Genomic DNA, 18,281 nt, shown 5'->3' with positions numbered 1-18,281 from the left:
GTGCCACGCCGCTTCGCTTTCGAATGAACTTGCCGGCGAAGCGGCGGTCGGCTTGAATGCCGCCATGGACATCATGACTCCCCGGCAGACCGACATCCTGGCGCTCGCCCGCACGCAGGGGCGCGTGCTGGTCGACGATCTGGCCGCCCGCTTCAACGTCACGCCGCAGACCATCCGCAAGGACCTGAACGAGCTGTGCGACCGCCGCCTGCTCCAGCGGGTCCACGGCGGCGCCGTCGCCGGGTCGGGAGTCGAAAATCTCGGCTACGAGGCGCGGCGTCTGATCGCCCAGGACGAGAAGCGCGCCATTGGCCGCCGCGCGGCGGAACTGGTGCCCGACAGCTCCTCCCTCTTCATCAACATCGGCACGACGACGGAGGAGGTCGCCCGCGCCCTCCAGGGGCGCAGCGGGCTGGTGGTCATCACCAACAACATCAACGTCGCCAACCTGCTGCGCCCCGAGCCGCACATCGAGGTGATCGTGGCCGGCGGGGTGGTGCGGCGGTCGGACGGCGGCATCGTCGGCGAGGCCGCCATCGACTTCTTCAACCAGTTCATGGCCGACTTCGCGGTGATCGGCGCCTCGGCCATCGACGAGAGCGGGGCGCTGCTCGACTTCGACTACCGCGAGGTGCGGGTGTCGCAGGCGATCATGGCGAACGCCCGCCACGTCATCCTGGTCGCCGACCGCGGCAAGCTGGAGCGCACCGCCCCGGTGCGCATCGGCCACATCTCGCAGGTCCACACCTTCGTCACCGACGTCCTGCCCTCCGACCGGCTGGCCCGCATCTGTCGGGAGTCCGGCGTGCGGGTGGAGGAGCTGTTCCCCGACCGCGCGACGGAGCCGGAACCCCAGGACTGATTGAGGAGAGGCGGGGGATCACACCAGCCAGACCCAGGCGGCCACGACGGCGAGCAGCGACGCCGTGGAGGCGCCGCCGATGGGCAGGGCCAGCCGGTAGATTGCGGATTCCGCCTTGGTGATCCCCAGGATGCTGGAGGCCAGCACGATCCGGCCCGGGGTCAGCAGCGTGCAGACGCTGCCGGCCACCACCTGGATGGCGGCGGCGGCGATCAACGGCAGGCTGCTGCCGGACGCCAGATTGATCTGGATGTGCATCATCAGGGCGTTCGACGCCGTGTTGGAGCCGGTCAGCATCCCCGTCGCCGCCCCCAGCACCGGCACCGCCAGGACGGCGGCGGACCCCGCCACCTCCTGCCACGCCTGCCCGAAGGCCGCCGCCCCGCCGGAGGCTGCCATGAAAGCGGCCAACTCCACGAAGACCAGCGTCGCCGCCATCGGCACCAGCGCCGCGCGCAGGGCGGGGCCCGCCACGTGCAGGGCGCGCCCGCGCGGCAGGCCCGCCAGCATGACCAGGGCGATGGCGACCAGCCACGTCGACGGGTGGCGCAGCAGGGGCATCGGCGCCAGCCCTCCGAAGGGGTCGAGCACCAGCCAGTTGGCCGTCCAGCCCGACAGCGGCGGCAGCAGACGGGTCGCCATCAGCCCGCCGACCAGGACCACGTAAGGCCACAGCAAAGCCAGCAGCCGCGACAGGCCGGCGGCGTCGCGCGGCAGCCGCCGCGCTTCCACCGCCACCAGCAGCACCGCCGTCGCCAGCCCGCCTCCCAGCTCCGGCGCGACGAAGCGGTTGGTCAGCCAGAGCAGCCCGGCCAGCGCCAGCATCAGGGCGACGTCCCTGGCCCGGTCGGTCAGGCTGGAGGTCAGTCCGGCGCCGTGGATCAGCCGCCAGAACACCAGCAGCAGACTGGGCAGCACCACCACCATCAGGGCGGCGCTGGCCGTGCCCAGCTCGGTGAAGGAAACCCCGATCAGCTCCGCCCCGACCCGCGTGCCGACGCCCAGCGCCCCCCAGGGGGCGAGCATCTGGCTGAACAGGCCCAACGCCGCGGCGTGGGCCGGCGGCAGGTTCAGCGGGCGCAGCATGGCGAGCGCCACCACCAGCCCGACGCCGAACCCGGTCACCGATTCGGCGAAGGGACCGGCGAGCAGGCAGGCGACGAAGACGGCGCGGCGGCGCTCGGCCGGTGTCTTCGCTTCGACCTGCGCCTCGGCCTTGACGGCGCGGGCCTCGAAGGCGCGGTGGAACAGCAGGCCCGCCGCGATGATCGACATGGCGTGCCACGCCAGCCACGCTCCCTCGCCGGCCTTCAGCGCCACGGCGGGGAGCAGGCCGGGCAGCTGGGCCAGCCAATCCGGAGCGGCGCCGCCGCTCGGCTGCGCCACCATCAGTGCCGCCATGAGCACCCCGGCGGCCAGCGCCATGCCCGCGGTCCCGGCGGTCAGCATGCTGACGCGCCGCGATACCAGAAGGGCGACGGTGGCGGCGAGTGGCAGCAGATGGAGGGTCAGAGGCATGATCGACACTGGGGACCGTGAATGAAGCGTGCTGATATACTAATATCGGCATGCTTCGGCCAGCCCCATCGGTCTTTGCGCGGCTGCTCCGCTTTCCAGGAGGCTCAGGTTCCCTTGGCCCCGCGCAGCAGGGCGATTTCCGCCAGCAGATCGTCGATGGCGGCCAGCGCGAAATCCAGCGCGGCTTGGTCGGTCAGCCGGCCGTCCTTGATCTTCTCGTGAACCATGCCGATGACCACCTGCGGGCGGGCGATGACCCGACCCATCATCCCGGACAGCGTCTCGCGCATCTCGTGCTGGGCGCGCACGCCGCCGGTGAAGGCGGGGGAGGCGGTCATGATGAGGATCGGTTTGCCCCGCACCGGCGATTTCATGGCCGGGCGCGACGCCCAGTCCAGCGCGTTTTTGAGCACGCCCGACATGCCGTAATTGTATTCCGGGGAGATGACGACCAGCCCGTCGGCTGCGGCGATGGCGTCGCGCAGCGCGGTGGCCGGGGCGGGGGTGTTCTCCGCGTCGAGGTCGGGATCGTAGGGCGGAATGTCGTTCAGGGGGAACAGGGTCATCTCCGCCTTGCTGCCCGCCTTGTTGCCCAGCGAGTCGGCGAGCGTGCTCAGCACCGCGGTGCAGTGGGAGTGACGGCGGATGCTGCCGGAAAGGCCGAGAAGGCGGGCGGGCTTGGCGGTGTCGGTCATTGTGGCGGTCCTGTTGTGGTGAGAGGAGTGTCCGTTCCAACGGCGCGCGTGGCGGATGGTGCCGCCCCCATCATCGCGCCGCAACCCGCAGGATCGGAGGCCGGATCCCCCGGCATCCACCCTGGATCGCAGCGGACTCCGTAGAATCCACAATAGGGAGAACAGCGCTGCGAATACGCATAAAATACAAGATAAATCGATGATTTTCTCAGCGTTTGCAGTGGTCTAACGGGTGGGCTTCGGCCCAGGCGAACCTGACGATGGAGGGAGGCGGTGCGACAATATGGTGATGTTTTTCGGCCATTAATACAGTAGAAGTAGCACTTAAGTAGTGTTTGTGCGTGTTCTCCGCGACGGGGTGCTGGCTTATGCGCGATAATGGACCGGTTACGAACCGCGAACTCGAAATGACCGACGACATGCTGCTTGTGTCGCGGACCGACACCCGCGGCAAGATCACGTTCGTCAATAAAGCATTCGTTGATATTAGCGGTTTCTCAGAGACAGAATTAATCGGCGCCCCCCACAATGTTGTTCGCCATCCGGACATGCCCCCGGCGGCCTTCGCCAACCTGTGGGAAACCATCAAGGACGGCAGGCCGTGGGAAGGTCTGGTCAAGAACCGCTCCAAAACCGGTGACCATTACTGGGTCAAGGCGAACGTCACCCCGATCACCGAGAAGGGCGTGGTGACGGAGTACATCTCGATCCGCACCAAGCCGAGCCGCGAGGCCGTGGCGGAGGCGGAGCGCATCTACGCCGAGATCCGCGCCGGGCGCGGCCAGCAGTACGGCCTGCTGGACGGCCAGATCGTCCGCCGCGGCTTCGGCGTCTGGCTTGGCAATCTGACATCGAGCATCGCCGGCCGCATCCTGGCGACCACCGGCCTTCTGCTGCTGACTGTCATGATCCTTGGCTGGCTGAGCCTGACCGGCAGCGACAGCGCCGAAATCTTCGCGGGGCTGATGCTGTTCGGGCTGCTGGTGGCCGGCGTCGGCACGCTCAGCGTGCTGGGGACGGTCCGCCGCCCGCTCGGGCTCGTCGAAACCCATCTCGACGCCATCGCCCGCGGCGATCTGATGACCAACGTCCCCAGTTCCGGCGTGGCGGAGTTCGCCCGCATCCGGTCGCAGATCCGCGCCGTGAAGGCGAAGCTGAGCTACTCCATCCAGGAGCGTGCGGAGCGCCAGCGCCAAGCGGAGGAGGAACGCATCACCGCCCTCCAGGCCATGGCCGAGACGGTGGAGCGCGAGGCCAGCCACGCGGTGGAGCAGGTGGCCCTGCGCACCGGCGGCATGGCCCAGGACGCCGACGCCATGGCGACCTCCGCCGAGCGGGTCAGCATCAACGCGCAGAACGTCGCCGCGGCGGCGGAAGAGGCGCTGGCCAACGCCCAGACCGTGGCGGCGGCAACGGAGGAGCTGGCGGCCTCGATCCGCGAAATCTCCGCGCAGATCGCCCATTCCAGCGCGGTCACCCGCCGCGCCGTGGAAAACGGTCAGCGCACCCAGGGGACCATCCAGTCGCTGTCCGAGGCGGTCGGCCGCATCGACGAGGTGGTCAAGCTGATCACCGACATCGCCAGCCAGACCAACCTGCTGGCGCTGAACGCGACCATCGAGGCGGCGCGTGCGGGCGAGGCCGGCAAGGGCTTCGCGGTGGTGGCCCAGGAGGTGAAGAACCTCGCCAACCAGACCGCCCGTTCGACCGAGGAGATCACCCGGCTGATCGCGGAAATCCAGGGGGTGACGAGCACCGCCGTGGGCGCGGTGGCGGAGATCGGCGACACCATCGGCGAGATCGACCAGATCTCCAGCGCCATCGCCGCCGCGATGGAGGAACAGGCCGCCGCCACCCAGGAAATCAGCCGCAACGTGGTGGAGACCTCCAACGCCGCGCAGGAGGTGTCGGTGCGCATCGCCGCCGTCTCCAGCGACGCCGACCAGACCGGTTCGCAGGCATCGGGCGTGCGGGCCGGCTCGGACGAGGTGGCGACCAGCATCGACGAGCTGCGCCGCGTGCTGGTGCGCGTCGTCCGCACCTCCACGACCGACGCCGACCGCCGCCGCAGCCCGCGCTACCGGGTGAACGAGGCGTGCAGCGCCGTGGTGCAGGGGCGCGACCAGTCCTGTACCCTGACCGACCTGTCGAACGGCGGCGCCATGCTGAGCGGGATCGGCGGCCTGGGCGTGGGGGACCGTGGCACGCTGCGGCTCGACCGCTTCGGCCTGACCGTCGCCTTCGAGGTTCGGGCCATCGACAAGACGGCGGTCCATGTCCGCTTCGCCGAGGCCGACGTTGCCCAGGGGCGCTTCCGCGATGTCTTCGCCCAGCTGACGCGCGGCCTCCAGCCGGTGGCGACGGCGGCGGCCTGACGAAGGGCGGCATTGCCTGGAAAAAAGACGGGCCGGCGTTCCGCACGCCGGGCCGTCGTCGTTTTGGGCTCTCTGTTCAGCCTTGCGGTTTGTCCACGCGGTAGCGGAAGTCGCAATGGCTGGCGCCCTGCATGATCGTCTGCGTCCGCTCCATCTTGATCGACGGGTCGTAGCCGGTGCAGAAGGCGGCGTCGCGGTTGCAGGACAGCAGGTGGCCGATGTGGCCCAGCCCCATCTCCCGGTACATCTCGGCGTAGCGGCAGCGGGTGACGTTGTAGTCGAACCGCGTCTCGTCCTGGTGCAGCACCTCCAGCCGCAGCGCGTCGTCCTTGGTCCACAGGGGCTGCAGCTCGGCGAAGCTGGTCAGGCTGGTGCCGTTCGGCTCGGTCGCGGCGAAGGCGGCGGCGGATTCGACGGCGGCACGGGTGATGGCGGCGCCAAGAATCTCCTGCGCCACCGCCTCGCCCAGCCGAGCGGCCATCTCCTCATAGACCGGCTTCAGGATCGCCGCCTCGATCCCGCGACGCTCCAGCATACCCATCGCGGGCTTGGCCGCGGGCGTGTCGGTCGGTTCGGTCATCATGGTCTCCGTTAATGCGTGTGCCCGCCGAGATAGGCTTCGGCGATGCGGGGGTCGTCACGCAGTTGTGCGGCCGGACCGGCCAGCACGATGCGCCCGTCCTCCATCACCGCGGCGTGGTCGGCGACCCGCAGGGCGGCGCGGGCGTTCTGCTCGACCAGCAGGATCGACACGCCCTCCGCCCGGATGCGCTGCACCAGATCGAAGATCTGCGCAACCACCATCGGGGCCAGCCCCAGCGACGGCTCGTCGAGCAGAAGCAGGGCCGGGCGGCGCATCAGGGCGCGGGCGATGCACAGCATCTGCTGCTCGCCGCCCGACAGCGACCCGGCGTTCTGCCGCAGGCGTTCCCGCAGAACCGGGAACATGTCGAGCATCCGGTCGAGTTCGCCGAGCCCGATGTCGCCGCCGCCGAGCACCAGATTCTCCCGCACGCTCATGTTGGAGAAGATCTGGCGGCCTTCCGGCGCCTGCGACAGGCCGAGCTTGACGATGCGGTGGGCGGGCAGGTTGGCGATGGCCTCGCCGCGGAAGGCGATGCTGCCCCGGCTCGCCCGGTAGACGCCCGAGATCGCCCGCATCAGCGTCGTCTTGCCGACGCCGTTGGAGCCCAGCACGGCGACGATGGCGCCCTGCGCCACGGTCAGGTCGATGCCGTGCAGGATCTCCTGCGGTCCCATGGTGACGTGCAGATTCTCGATCGCGAGGATCGGGCCGTTGGCTTGTGGCTGGCTCATGCGTCCACCCCCAGATAGGCTTCCAGGACCGCCGGATCGCGGCGGATGGCATCGGGCGGGCCGTCGGCGATCTTGCGGCCGGAGGCGAGCACCAGGATGCGCTGGCAGATGCTCATGACCAGGGTCATGTCGTGCTCCACCAGCATGATGGTCAGGCCGGTGCCGTGCAGCCGCTTGATGAAGTCGGCCAACGCTCGGGTCTCGGTGTCGTTCAGGCCAGCGGCCGGCTCGTCGAGGATCAGGAAGCGCGGCTGCATCGCCAGCGCGCGGGCGATCTCCAGATACTTGCGCTGGCCGTAGGGCAGGTTGGCCGCCAGTTCGCCCGCCACATGGGTCAGGCCGACGGCCTCCAGCGCCTCCCAGGTGCGGCGGCTGATCTCGGCGGAGCGGGCGCCGCCCCCGGCGAGGGAGCCGAACAGGGCGCCCAGCGCCCCCTGCGGCAGCGCGCCCACCGCGCCCACCGACACGTTGTCGAAGACCGACATGTTCGGGAAGACGCGCAGGTTCTGGAAGGTGCGGCTGATGCCCAACCGGGCCACCTGGTTGGTCTTCAGCCCGCTGATGGTCTTGCCGTCGAAGGCGACGGTGCCCGATGACAGCGGCGTGAAGCCGGAGATCAGGTTGAACAGGGTGGTCTTGCCGGCGCCGTTCGGGCCGATCAGCCCGACCAGTTCGCCCTCGTCCACATGACCGGTCACGTCGTTCACCGCCAGCACGCCGCCGAAGCGGCGGCTGACGTTGCGGATGTCGAGAAGATGGGTCATCGCCAGCCGATCCCTTCGCCCTTCACGGTGTTGCGCCACGCCGCCCCCAACTGGCGCCGCGCGAGCTGGAGCGCGGAGACCTCGCCCAGCAGGCCCTTCGGCAGCAGGAGGATCGACAGGAACATCACCAGACCGACCATGATGTTGCGGAAGTCGCCGAAGGCGCGCAGCCCCTCCGGCAGCAGGATCAGCAGAAGCGCGCCGATCACCGCGCCGGGAAGGCTGCCCAGGCCGCCCACCACGACCATCGCCAGGATCAGGATGGATTCGGAGAACTTGAAGTCGCCCGGCGAGATGTAGCCGGTCATGTGCGCCCACAGGCTGCCCGCCACCCCGGCGAAGAAGGCCGAGAGGGTGAAGGCCTCCATCTTCAGACGCGCCGTGCTGACGCCCATGGCGTCGGCGCACTGGTCGTCCTCGCGGATCGAGCGCAGCGCGTTGCCGTAATAGGAGTGGCTGAGCCGCCCGATCGCCAGCACGCACAGCGCCACCACCGTCGCCACCGTGTAGTAGGTGGCGAGCCGGCCCGACAGGCTGAAGCCGAACAGCTCCAGGCCCTTGGTGACGATGATGCCGTTGGGGCCCTTGGTGAACTCCACCCAGTTCAGCATGACCAGATAGAGCATCTGCCCGATGGCCAGCGTCGCCACGGCGAAATAGATGCTGACCAGCCGCATGGTCGGCAGCGCCACCAGGAAGGCGATCAGCGCCGCCACCAGACCGGACAGCGGCAGCGTCACCGTGAAGCCCAGCCCGAACTTGGTCGAGAGCAGGGCGGCGGTGTAGGCGCCGACCCCGTAGAAGGCGGCGTGCCCGAGATGCAGCAGCCCGGCCACCCCGGTGACCAGATGCATGGAGGCGGACAGCAGGATGAAGATCAGCGCCAGATTGGCGATCTGGTAGAAATAGCCGCGGTCGAAGCCGGCCAGCAGGGCGGGCAGCCCGACAAAGACCAGCAGGGCGAGCAGGAGCGGAATCAGCGCGCCTTGCCCGCGCCGCGGCGCCGACAGGTCAGACACGTTCACGGCGCGCTCCGAACAGTCCGTTGGGGAAGAAGATCAACGTCAGGATCAGGAAGCCGTAGGCCACCATGTCCGACCAGCCCGACGACACGAAGGTCGTCGCCATGCTCTCCGAGATGCCCAGGATCAGGGCGCAGATCACCGCACCCGGGATCGAGGACAGGCCGCCCATCACCATGGCGACGAAGGCCTTGATGCCGGGGACGAAGCCCATGGCGGGGAAGATCGCCCCGTAATAGAGCCCGGTCAGGATGCCGGCCGCCGCGCCCATCATCGAGCCGACGACGAAGGTCATGATGATGGTGCGGTCGGTGTCGATGCCGACATACTTGGCGCCCAGCGGGTTGTTCGACACCGCCCGGATCGACAGGCCGATGCGGGTGCGGGTCAGCAGATACTGGAGACCGATCAGCATCGCGGCGGCCACGCCGAAGATGATGAAGTCGCCGGTCACCAGGATCACCGGCCCGATGCGCACCGGCGTGTTGATGAGATACTCGAACGGGACGGAGCGCATCTGCGACCCGAACACGATCTCCAGCGCCTCGCGCACCACGATGGACACGGCGAGCGAGGAGAGCAGGGTGGATTCGCGCATCGCCCGCGACTTCAGCGACGCCTCGTCGGTGAAGCGGCGGAAAGGCTTGAAGGCGATGCGCTCCAGCGAGAATCCGGCCATGGCGCCGATCGCCAGGGCGATGAAGATCACCGCGAAGATCGGCGGGGCCGTCGCGGAGATCAGCACCAGCCCGGCGAAGGCGCCCAGCGTGTAGACCTCGCCATGGGCGAAGTTGACGACGTTCAGCACGCCGAAGATCAGCGTGAAGCCGATCGCCATCAGCGCGTAGGTCATCCCCAGCGACAGCCCGATAGCGAGCTGCTGGAGGTAGTAGGGGTCGATCATGCGGGCCGTTCGCTGGAGATCGTTGTCTTATCGGGTCGGTCTGTACGAAGCGGTCAGTCGGCGACCGGCACGAAGGCGCCGCCCTTGACCTCGACCTTCACCAGTTCCTTCTCGGCCTCGCGGTCGGCGCTGAAGCTGGTCTTGCCGGTCACGCCCGGGAAGTCCTTGGTCTGGGCCAGGGCGTCGCGCACCTTCTCGCGGGTCGGGTTCGGGTAGGCCTTCTCCACCGCGGCCAGCATGATGCGCACGGCGTCATAGGCCTGCGCCGGGAACTGGCCCGGAACCGCGCCGTTGGAGGCGGCCTTCCACTCCGTCACGAAATGCTGGATGTGCGGGGCCGGGTCGGTCGGCAGGAAGTTGGAGGTCAGGTGCACGCCCTCCGCGGCTTCGCCGGCCAGCTCGATCAGCTTCGGGCTGTAGGCGGCCGAGGTCGAGTAGACCGGGGTCTTGATGCCGAGCTGCTGGACCTGACGCAGGAACTGCGCGCCGTCCTCGTAGAAGAAGCCGGTGTAGATGGCGTCCGGCTTCGCGCGCTCCAGCTTGCTGATCAGCGAGCGGTAGTCCTTCAGGCCGCGGTTGAAGAACTCGGAGAAGACCACCGTGCCGCCGTTGGCCTTCACGCCGTCGGTGAAGCCGGAGACGACGGACTGGCCCCAGTCGGTCTGCTCAGCGATGACGGCGATGTTCTTGTAGCCCTTGGACAGCATCCACTTGGCGTTGTAGGGGCCTTCCTGCGCCTGGGTGGCGATGTTGCGGAACTGGTACTTGGAGATCTTGGTGTAGTCGGGATGCGAGGCCGTCTGCGAGAGCTGCGGCATCCCGGCGTCCTTGTAGACCTGCGCCGAGGCCATCGACACGCCCGAGGTGAAGTCGCCCAGCACGCCGACGATCTCCTTGTCGTCCACGAACTTGCGGGCGATGTTGGTGCCCTCCTTGGCGTCGGAGCGGCTGTCCTCGAAGACGATCTCGGCCTTGAACGGCTTGCCGGCGGCGTTGAACTCGGTCAGGGCGATCTCGGCGGCCTTGCGGAAGTCCTGGCCGTACTGTGCGGTCTCGCCGGTCAGCGGCAGCTGGTAGCCGATCTTCACGGTGTCGGCGGCCAGGGCGGTGCCGGTGGTCAGGACGCCAGTCAAGGCGCCGGTCACGAGGGCGGCGAGGGAGGCGGTCTTCAGGGCGGTCATCGCGGGTGAACCTTTCTTGTGAAGGCCGGCTTCGAGGCCGGTGTTGGGCAGCATCGTTCGGTTGGATGGGATCAGACGAAAGATCAGGCGGCTTTCGGGCCGGGCAGGACCTTCAGGCGGCAACAGCCTTCGTCGCCGGGCTTCCAGGTCTCGCCGCGGAAGACGAAGCCGGCCGCCTCGAACAGGCCGCCGTCGATGGCGCCGGCCATGTTGCAGAGCAGCTCCAGATCCTCGTCGGACTTGCCCTGGGCCTGCCACGCCTCCTTCAGGGGGCAGCGGTGGAAATGGATTTCCAGCGCGTCGTCGTCGCAGCGCTTGATCTCCGGCGCGAACATGGAATCGCGGTTGGGAATTCCGTCGAGGAAGGCGTGGCACAGGCCGGCCAAGTCGTCGGGGCCGTGAGCCGCGTATTTCACGCCCATCGCCTCGCCAAGGCGGCGGGTCGCCTCGCGCCCGATGTCCAGCGCCGTGTCGGTGCCGTAGCGCTCGCGCAGCACGTCGAACATGTGGGCGTAGGACGCGGCCCGCATCGCGTAGGCGTTGCGGAGCTGCGTGGCGTGGTCGGGGGCGCCGCCAGCGGCGGGGGCAGAGGCGGACGCCTTGGTGTCTTCAGCCATCGTCAGATTTCCCGGATGTCGTTCCAGCGGTATTGCAGGAGTTTGAACGGACCGATGCGTTGCAGCAGGTCGTTGAAGGGCAGGGGCCGCGGCTCGGTCAGCGGCAGCGCCAGCTCGGCGGGATCGCGGCCCAGCGCGGCGTAGGCCAACTCCCGCCCCAGCGAGACGGACAGGGCGACGCCGCGCCCGTTGCAGCCCGCCCAGGTGAAGGCGTTGGGGCCGAGCTGGTGGACCCGTGGGGTGTAGTCGGTGGTCATGGCGATTCGCCCGTTCCACACATGGTCGAACCGCAGTCCGCGCAAAGTCGGGAACATGGAGGCCAGACGCAGGCCGACGATGCGCCGCAGCCGGTCGGCCCCGTCGATGGGAACCAGCAGAGCGCCGCCGCTGACCAGCCGGTGGTCGGCGGTGTAGCGCATGAAGCGCAGGTCGCCATGGGTGTCCGACATGGCCTGACGGCCCGGCAGGATGCTGCGCCGCTGCGCCTCGTCCAGCGGCTGGGTGGCCATCTGCCAGGACAGCACCGGTACGACCTCCTTGCGGATCTCCGGAAAGACCGCGGCGGCGTAGCCGTTGGTGCCCAGCACCAGGGCATGGGCGGTCACCGTGCCGTCCGGCGTGCGGGCGACCCAGCGGTCGCCGCGCCGCTCCACCGACAGCACCGGCGAATTTATGTAGACCGACGCGCCGGCCTCGACCACCTTGCCGGCCAGCCCGCGCGCCAGGGCCAGCGGGTTGATGTGGCCGCCGCTGCGGTTCATCCAGCCGCCGTAGTAGGCGTCGGTGCCCAGCAGGGCCGAAATGCCGGCGCGGTCGAGAAGCTCCACCGGAGCGCCCCGGCTACCCCACTGCTTCGCCCGTCGTTCGGCGATGGCGATGCGGCCCGGCGAATGGACCGGCTGCACCCAGCCGGTCTGCTCGGCCGCGCAGTCGATGCCCAGGCGGCGAATCAGGGTGAACAGGGTCTCGGCGCTGTCGCGGATCAGCGCGACGAAGCGCTCACCCCGCTCCGGCCCGAAGCGGGCGACGAGGTCCTCGGGGTCCGGACGCGTCAGGGTCGGGATGACCTGCCCGTTGTTGCGCCCGGACGCGCCGCGCCCGATCTCCGACGCCTCCAGAACGACGGCACGCTTGCCCGCTTCGGCGGCGTGCAGGGCCGCCGACAGGCCGGTGAAGCCGCCGCCGATCACCAGCAGGTCGGCCTCCACCGCGTGCTCAAGCGCTGGAAGGACCGGCGGCGGCGGGGCCGTGGCCTCCCACAGGGAGTCGGGCCGTTGCCAGATGCCGCCGGTTCCAGGAACACCGGTCTTCTTCTCTATCGCCTTCACCGTGCCTTGTCCCACGTCTGTCGGGTGAAATCGGCCCGATCATGGGACAAATTGCATACTCGGGCAATTACCATAGCGAGGACGCGGTAATTTTCCTGTTTCATACACAAACCATAGGGAGATAGGAATGGTTTGTACAAGGGCACTGGAATGAACGCGGTGTCCTGGAACCCCTCTCCCGCCCCGGGAGAGGGTGCCCGCGCAGCGGGCGGGTGAGGGTCACGCGAGTATCAAGGCGCTGAGTCTTGCCGACACCCTCACCCTCCCGCCGCGACGCGGCGGGCCCCTCCCTCTCCCGGGGCGGGAGAGGGGATGGTGGATACGACTGCCGTTACGCAGCGCGCGGCAGCACGGTCTCGGCCAGCCGCACCCAATAGCTGAGGCCGATGGGCAGAACCGCGTCGTTGAAGTCGTAATGCGGGCTGTGCAGGTTCCGCCCGCCGTCCGACGGTCCGGCGCCGACCCAGACGTAGCAGCCGGGGCGCTGCTGCAGCATGAAGGCGAAGTCCTCAGCACCCATGCTGGGCATCGGGTCCAGGTCCAGCCCCGATTCGCCGACGACTCCGGCGGCGGCGCGGCGGGCCAGCGCGGTCGCCCCGGCCTCGTTCACCGTGGAGGGGTAGCGGCGCTCGTAGCGCAGCTCCGCCTCGACCCCAAAGCCGCTGGCGATGGCCTTGGCCAGTTCGCCCATGCGCCGCTCCACCATGTCCTGCACCTCCTTGCGGAAGGTGCGGGTGGTTCCACGCAGAACGGCGGTGGCCGGCAGGACATTCCACGTGTCGCCCGCGTGGAACTGCGTGACGCTGACCACAGCGGAATCGACCGGGTGCACGCTGCGGCTGGCGATGGTCTGCCAAGCGTTGACGATCTGGGTGCCGGCCAGAATCGTGTCGGTGCCCAGATGGGGCATGGCGGCGTGGGTGCCCTTGCCGGTCAAAGTCAGTTCGAAGATGTCGTAGGCGGCCATGATCGGGCCGGGGCGCAGCGCGATCTTCCCGACCTCAAGACCCGGCCAATTGTGCATGCCGTAGACCTGCTCGACGGGGAATTTCTCGAACAGCCCCTCCTCGACCATCACGCGCCCGCCGCCCTCGTTCTCCTCCGCGGGCTGGAAGACGAAGGCGATGGTGCCCTGGAAGTTCGGATGCGCCGACAGATGACGCGCCGCCCCCAGCAGCATCGCCGTGTGTCCGTCATGCCCGCAGGCGTGCATGCGCCCCGGATTGCGCGAGGCGTGGGGCAGGTTGGTCTGCTCGTGGATGTGCAGGGCGTCCATGTCGGCGCGGAAGGCGACCGCCGGACCCTCGCCGTTGCGCAGCAGGCCGACCACGCCGGTCTTGGCGAGGCCGCGATGCACCTCCAGCCCGAAGGAGGCCAGCTTCTCGGCTACGAAATCGCTGGTCCGCTCCTCCTCGAAGGCCGTTTCCGGGTGGGCGTGCAGGTCGCGCCGCCACGCGGTCATTTCGGCCGTCAGCGCCTCCGTCCCGTCGATCGTCCTCACCATGTCCCTGATTCCCTGTGTTTCATGAGTGTGTGCGAATGATCTTGCCCAAAAAAGCACCTGCGGTGCAAAGCGCACGGCGATGCGGTGCCGTCACATCACCCTTGCAGGGCGGCCCGGTTCCGTGCAGGATGTGAGTGAACGTTCACTCATAATGGACGCCACGAACGGAAGTGCCATGTCCAAAGATGCCCGCATCGATGCACGCAACAAGGTCCGGGACGCCGCCATCGCGCTGTTCGCCCAGAAGGGGGTGAAGGCGACCACCATCAAGGACATCGCCCGCGCCGCCGGGGTGTCGGAGGGGGCGCTGTACCGCCATTGGGCGAGCAAGGAGGATCTCGCCGCCGCCCTGTTCGCCGCCGAATACACCGCCCTGTCGCACAGCCTGCGCGAGGCGGCGGGGAGCGGTCCGGCGCCGGAGCGGCTGCGCCGCGTCATCGTCTGGGCTTTTGGGCTGGTCGAGGCGGCGCCGGACCGCGCGCGCTTTCTCCTGCTGTCGCAGCACGACGCGCTGCCGCCGGTGCCCGCCCTGATGAAAGACGGGCTGGAGACGCCGGTGGACGTGGTGTGCGCCATCGTCGGCGACGGCATCGCGGAGAGGAGCATCGTCGACGCCGACCGCGAGGCGCTGGCCCACACCGTCATTGGCGCCATCGTCCTCAACATCCAGTCGCACGTTTACGGACGGCAGACGGCCCCGCTTGGCACGCTGGCCGACACGGTTGCCGACGCGCTGCTGCGCGGCCTGTCCACAGGAAAGGGAGCCTGAAGCATGAGCGAACTCGGCCTTCTCGCCACGCGGCGCTTCCTGCCGCTGTTCGTGACGCAGTTCCTCGGCGCCTTCGGCGACAATGTGCTGCGCGGCGCCATCGCGGTGCTGGCGGTCTATGGCATGGCGGGGACGGCGGGCGACGGCGCGCTGATCTCAACGCTCGCCGCGGCGGCCTTCACCGTGCCCTTCCTGCTGTTCTCGGCAACCGCCGGGCAACTGGCCGACCGGTTCGACCGCACGCTGATCGCCCGTGCCGTGAAGGTGGCGGAGATCGGCCTTATGGCGATTGCCGCCTGGGGCATCCTGCGCGCCGACCTCGGCGTGCTGATCGTCGCGCTGGTCGGCATGGGCGCCCATTCCACTGTCTTCGGGCCGGTCAAGTACGGGCTGCTCCCCGACCTGCTGAAACCGGAGGAACTGACCGCCGGCAACGGTCTGGTGGAGGCCGGGACCTTCGTGGCGATCCTGCTTGGCACCATCGCGGGCGGCTCGCTCGCGCTGGCCCATCCGCTGGCGCTTCCGGGGCTGCTCGGGGCGACGGCGCTGGGCGGGCTGGCGGCGTCGCTGCTGATCCCGCGGGCGGGCAACGCCGACCGGACGGTGCGCGTCGGGCTGAACCCGGTGTCGGTCACCCTGCGCGTGCTGCGGGCCACCGCGCAGGACCGCGTGTCGATGCTGGCGATCTACGGCATCTCGGTCTTCTGGGGCGTCGGCGCGGTCGTCATGGCGCAGTTTCCGGCCATCGCGCGGGAAACGCTGGGCACCGACAGCGCGGGGGCGACCCTGCTGCTGGCGGTCTTCGCCGTCGGCGTGGCGGCCGGCTCCGTCTACGCCGGGCTGGGGCACCGGGTGCCGTCGCGCGCCGACGCGCGCCGCGCCGCCCTGGCGGGCCTCGTCGCCGCCGTGGCCGGGGCGGCGCTGCCCTTCCTGACGCCCGATGCGCCATCGGCCGAGCCCCTGTCGGCGCTGGCGCTGCTGGCCCAGCCCTGGGCGATGCCGCTGCTGGCCGACCTGTTCCTGATCGCCGCGGCGGGCGGCGCCTTCGCCGTGCCGCTCTACGCGCTGATCCAGCACCGCGCGGCGGTCTCGGCCCGTGCGCGAGTGATCGCGGCGGCCAACGTGGTCAACGCGCTGTTCATGGTGATCGGCTCGGGCATCGCGGCGGCCATGCTGGCGCTGGGCGTCACGCCGCTGACCGTCGCGGCCTGGGGCGGGGCGAGCATGCTGGCCGCCGTCGTCCTGGCGCTCGCCATCGACGCGGTGGGCCTGGGGCGGGCGCTGGCCCGCGCCTTCTTCCGGCTGGCCTTCCGCGTCGAACTGCGCGGGGCGGAGCATCTGGAGCGGCTGGAGGGAGCGGCGGTGGTCACGCCGAACCACCAGTCCTTCCTGGACGGCGCGCTGCTCGCCGCCTTCCTGCCGGGGATGCGCTTCGCCGTGGACAGCTTCATCGCGCAGCAGGCCTGGGCCAAGCCCTTCCTGGCGCTGGCCGACCATGTGACCATCGACCCGACCAAGCCGATGGGCACGCGCCTGCTCGCCCGCACCCTGGCCGAGGGCCATAAGATCTGTGTCTTCCCGGAGGGGCGGATCACCGTCACCGGTTCGCTGATGAAGATCAACGGCGGTCCCGGCATGCTGGCCGACAAGGCGGGCTGCCCCATCGTGCCGGTCTGCATCGAGGGCGCGCAGCGCTCCATCCTGTCGCGGATGCATGGGCGGCTGCGGCTTGGCCTGTTCCCGCGCATCACCATCACGGTCATGCCACCGGTCACCACCCCGGACGTCACGGGGCTGGCCGGCAAGAAGCGGCGGGCGGTGCTGAAGTCCTGGCTGTCGCGCGTCATGACGGAAACCGTCTTCGCCGCCGGGCAGCGGCCCGACACGCTGGCGCTCGCCCTGCTGGAGGCCGGACGGAAGACCGGCTGGGGCAAGGCGGCGGTGCAGGACGGCGACTTCACGACGCTGTCCTACCGCGCCCTGACCGCGCGCTCCCTGGTGCTCGGCCGCATCCTGGCCCGCGGCACCGAACCGGGGGAGGCGGTGGGCGTGCTGCTGCCGACCGCCTCGCCGACCGCGGCGGTGTTCTTCGGGCTGGCGGCCTACGGGCGGCCGGCGGCGATGCTGAACTTCACCGCCGGGGCGGAGGCCGCAAAGGCGGCCTGCCGCGCCGCCGGGCTGCGCCGCATCGTCACGTCGGCCCGCTTCGTGGAGATGGGGCGGCTCGGCCCGCTGGTGGAGGCGCTGGCCGCCGAGCACAGCATCGTCTTTCTGGAGGACGTGAAGCGCGGGCTGGGCATCGGCGACAAGCTGCGGGCGCTGGCCGCGTCGGTGGCGCCGGAGCGGTTCCTGCCCACGCAGGGCCAGCCGGACGACGTGGCGGCGATCCTCTTCACCTCGGGGTCGGAGGGGCCGCCCAAGGGCGTGGCGCTGACCCACGACAACCTGCTCGCCAACATGGCGCAGGTGGCCTCCGTCGTCGACTTCACGCGGCAGGACGTGGTGTTCAACTGCCTGCCGGTCTTCCATTCCTTCGGGCTTCTGGGCGGGATGCTGCTGCCGATCCTGAACGGGGTGAAGACGGTGCTCTACCCCAACCCGCGCCACGTCCGGCTGATCCCGGAGCTGGTCTACCAGACCAACGCCACGGTGCTGTTCGGCACGGACTTCTTCCTGAACGCCTGGGCGCGGGCGGCGGACCCCTACGACTTCCGTTCGCTGAGGCTGGTTTTCGCCGGGGCGGAGCGGTTGCAGGAGGAGACGCGCCGCACCTACACGGAACGGCTGCGCGTGCATCTGCTGGAGGGGTACGGCACCACCGAGACCTCTCCGGTGATCGCGGTCAACACGCCGGCCCGCTTCCGCCCCGGCACGGTCGGGCAGGCCCTGCCGGGCATCGAGACGGAACTGCTGCCGGTCCCTGGCGTGCCCGTGGGTGGGCGGCTGCGGGTGCGCGGACCGAACGTGATGAAGGGCTACATGCGCGCCGACAACCCCGGCGCGGTGGAACCGCCGGAGGACGGCTGGCACGACACCGGCGACATCGTGGACATCGACGCCGACGGCTTCATCCGCATCGTCGGGCGCGTCAAGCGCTTCGCCAAGGTGGCCGGCGAGATGGTCCCGCTGGGGCTGGTCGAGGAGCTGGCGCTCCAGGCCGATCCCGACGCCGCCCACGCCGCCATCGCCCTGCCGGACGCCCGGCGCGGCGAGCGGATCGTTCTGGTCACCGCCGGCACCGGCCTGACGCGGGATGCGCTGGCGGCGGCGGCCAAGGCCAAGGGCGCGCCGGAGATCGCCATCCCCCGCGACGTTCTGCGGGTGGAGGCCATCCCCCTGCTCGGCACCGGCAAGACCGACTACCCGGCCGTCAGCCGGCTGGCCGCCGAGATGCTGGCGAGCGAGACGGCGTGACGAACGCTGCG

Annotated in this window: 15 protein-coding genes; 4 read left to right on the top strand and 11 right to left on the bottom strand. The window is 69.6% G+C overall.

Features of this window, described 5'->3' with window-relative positions; genetic code table 11:
- The first annotated feature begins 64 nt into the window (after nucleotides 1-64).
- The gene (locus H0B54_RS10920) at nucleotides 65-862 is read left to right on the top strand and encodes a DeoR/GlpR family DNA-binding transcription regulator (RefSeq protein WP_014242462.1); all 798 of its coding nucleotides are present in this window, start codon (nucleotides 65-67) and stop codon (nucleotides 860-862) included.
- A gap of 18 nt (nucleotides 863-880) precedes the next feature.
- Here H0B54_RS10920 and H0B54_RS10915 read toward each other — a convergent pair whose 3' ends face one another.
- Both H0B54_RS10915 and H0B54_RS10910 read right to left on the bottom strand, forming a co-directional pair.
- A complete protein-coding gene (locus H0B54_RS10915) occupies nucleotides 881-2,380 on the bottom strand; it encodes an L-lactate permease (protein WP_188260317.1) in 1,500 nt (499 codons plus the stop codon).
- Nucleotides 2,381-2,484: 104 nt separating this feature from the next.
- The gene (locus H0B54_RS10910) at nucleotides 2,485-3,075 is read right to left on the bottom strand and encodes an NADPH-dependent FMN reductase (protein WP_188260316.1); all 591 of its coding nucleotides are present in this window, start codon (nucleotides 3,073-3,075) and stop codon (nucleotides 2,485-2,487) included.
- 368 nt (nucleotides 3,076-3,443) lie between these two features.
- On the opposite strand from H0B54_RS10910, the gene H0B54_RS10905 reads away from it, so the two are divergent.
- On the top strand, nucleotides 3,444-5,450 hold the full coding sequence (locus tag H0B54_RS10905) for a methyl-accepting chemotaxis protein (RefSeq protein WP_211109309.1): 2,007 nt from the start codon (nucleotides 3,444-3,446) through the stop codon (nucleotides 5,448-5,450).
- A gap of 76 nt (nucleotides 5,451-5,526) precedes the next feature.
- On the opposite strand, the gene H0B54_RS10900 is transcribed toward H0B54_RS10905, so the two are convergent.
- The 9 genes from H0B54_RS10900 to H0B54_RS10860 all read right to left on the bottom strand — a co-directional run bounded on the left by H0B54_RS10900 (nucleotide 5,527) and on the right by H0B54_RS10860 (nucleotide 14,087).
- On the bottom strand, nucleotides 5,527-6,033 hold the full coding sequence (locus tag H0B54_RS10900; RefSeq protein ID WP_425490026.1) for an L-2-amino-thiazoline-4-carboxylic acid hydrolase: 507 nt from the start codon (nucleotides 6,031-6,033) through the stop codon (nucleotides 5,527-5,529).
- An 8-nt stretch (nucleotides 6,034-6,041) separates the two neighbouring features.
- Entirely contained in the window at nucleotides 6,042-6,767 is a 726-nt protein-coding gene (locus tag H0B54_RS10895; RefSeq protein ID WP_211109308.1) for an ABC transporter ATP-binding protein, read from the bottom strand.
- Complete coding sequence (locus H0B54_RS10890) at nucleotides 6,764-7,531, bottom strand: ABC transporter ATP-binding protein (protein ID WP_094304648.1); 768 nt, start codon at nucleotides 7,529-7,531, stop codon at nucleotides 6,764-6,766. The genes H0B54_RS10895 and H0B54_RS10890 overlap by 4 nt, the downstream gene beginning before the upstream one ends.
- Complete coding sequence (locus H0B54_RS10885) at nucleotides 7,528-8,556, bottom strand: branched-chain amino acid ABC transporter permease (RefSeq protein ID WP_199230184.1); 1,029 nt, start codon at nucleotides 8,554-8,556, stop codon at nucleotides 7,528-7,530. The genes H0B54_RS10890 and H0B54_RS10885 overlap by 4 nt, the downstream gene beginning before the upstream one ends.
- Nucleotides 8,543-9,457 (bottom strand): branched-chain amino acid ABC transporter permease, encoded by a 915-nt coding sequence (locus tag H0B54_RS10880; protein WP_040136279.1) that lies wholly within the window; start codon nucleotides 9,455-9,457, stop codon nucleotides 8,543-8,545. The genes H0B54_RS10885 and H0B54_RS10880 overlap by 14 nt, the downstream gene beginning before the upstream one ends.
- Before the next feature lie 53 nt (nucleotides 9,458-9,510).
- Nucleotides 9,511-10,638 (bottom strand): ABC transporter substrate-binding protein, encoded by a 1,128-nt coding sequence (locus tag H0B54_RS10875; RefSeq protein ID WP_188260315.1) that lies wholly within the window; start codon nucleotides 10,636-10,638, stop codon nucleotides 9,511-9,513.
- 83 nt (nucleotides 10,639-10,721) lie between these two features.
- Complete coding sequence (locus tag H0B54_RS10870; RefSeq protein ID WP_188260314.1) at nucleotides 10,722-11,255, bottom strand: L-2-amino-thiazoline-4-carboxylic acid hydrolase; 534 nt, start codon at nucleotides 11,253-11,255, stop codon at nucleotides 10,722-10,724.
- A gap of 2 nt (nucleotides 11,256-11,257) precedes the next feature.
- Nucleotides 11,258-12,583, bottom strand: a complete 1,326-nt coding sequence (locus H0B54_RS10865) for an FAD-dependent oxidoreductase (RefSeq protein ID WP_188260313.1) — start codon at nucleotides 12,581-12,583, stop codon at nucleotides 11,258-11,260.
- A gap of 331 nt (nucleotides 12,584-12,914) precedes the next feature.
- On the bottom strand, nucleotides 12,915-14,087 hold the full coding sequence (locus H0B54_RS10860) for a M20 aminoacylase family protein (RefSeq protein WP_188260312.1): 1,173 nt from the start codon (nucleotides 14,085-14,087) through the stop codon (nucleotides 12,915-12,917).
- A 175-nt stretch (nucleotides 14,088-14,262) separates the two neighbouring features.
- On the opposite strand from H0B54_RS10860, the gene H0B54_RS10855 reads away from it, so the two are divergent.
- A complete protein-coding gene (locus H0B54_RS10855; protein ID WP_188260311.1) occupies nucleotides 14,263-14,856 on the top strand; it encodes a TetR/AcrR family transcriptional regulator in 594 nt (197 codons plus the stop codon).
- A 3-nt stretch (nucleotides 14,857-14,859) separates the two neighbouring features.
- The gene (locus tag H0B54_RS10850) at nucleotides 14,860-18,270 is read left to right on the top strand and encodes an acyl-[ACP]--phospholipid O-acyltransferase (RefSeq protein WP_188260310.1); all 3,411 of its coding nucleotides are present in this window, start codon (nucleotides 14,860-14,862) and stop codon (nucleotides 18,268-18,270) included.
- The last annotated feature ends 11 nt before the right edge of the window (nucleotides 18,271-18,281 follow it).

It is taken from the genome of Azospirillum tabaci, from assembly GCF_014596085.1.
Classification (GTDB): domain Bacteria; phylum Pseudomonadota; class Alphaproteobacteria; order Azospirillales; family Azospirillaceae; genus Azospirillum; species Azospirillum tabaci.
This window is presented reverse-complemented; position numbering and strand designations above follow the sequence as displayed.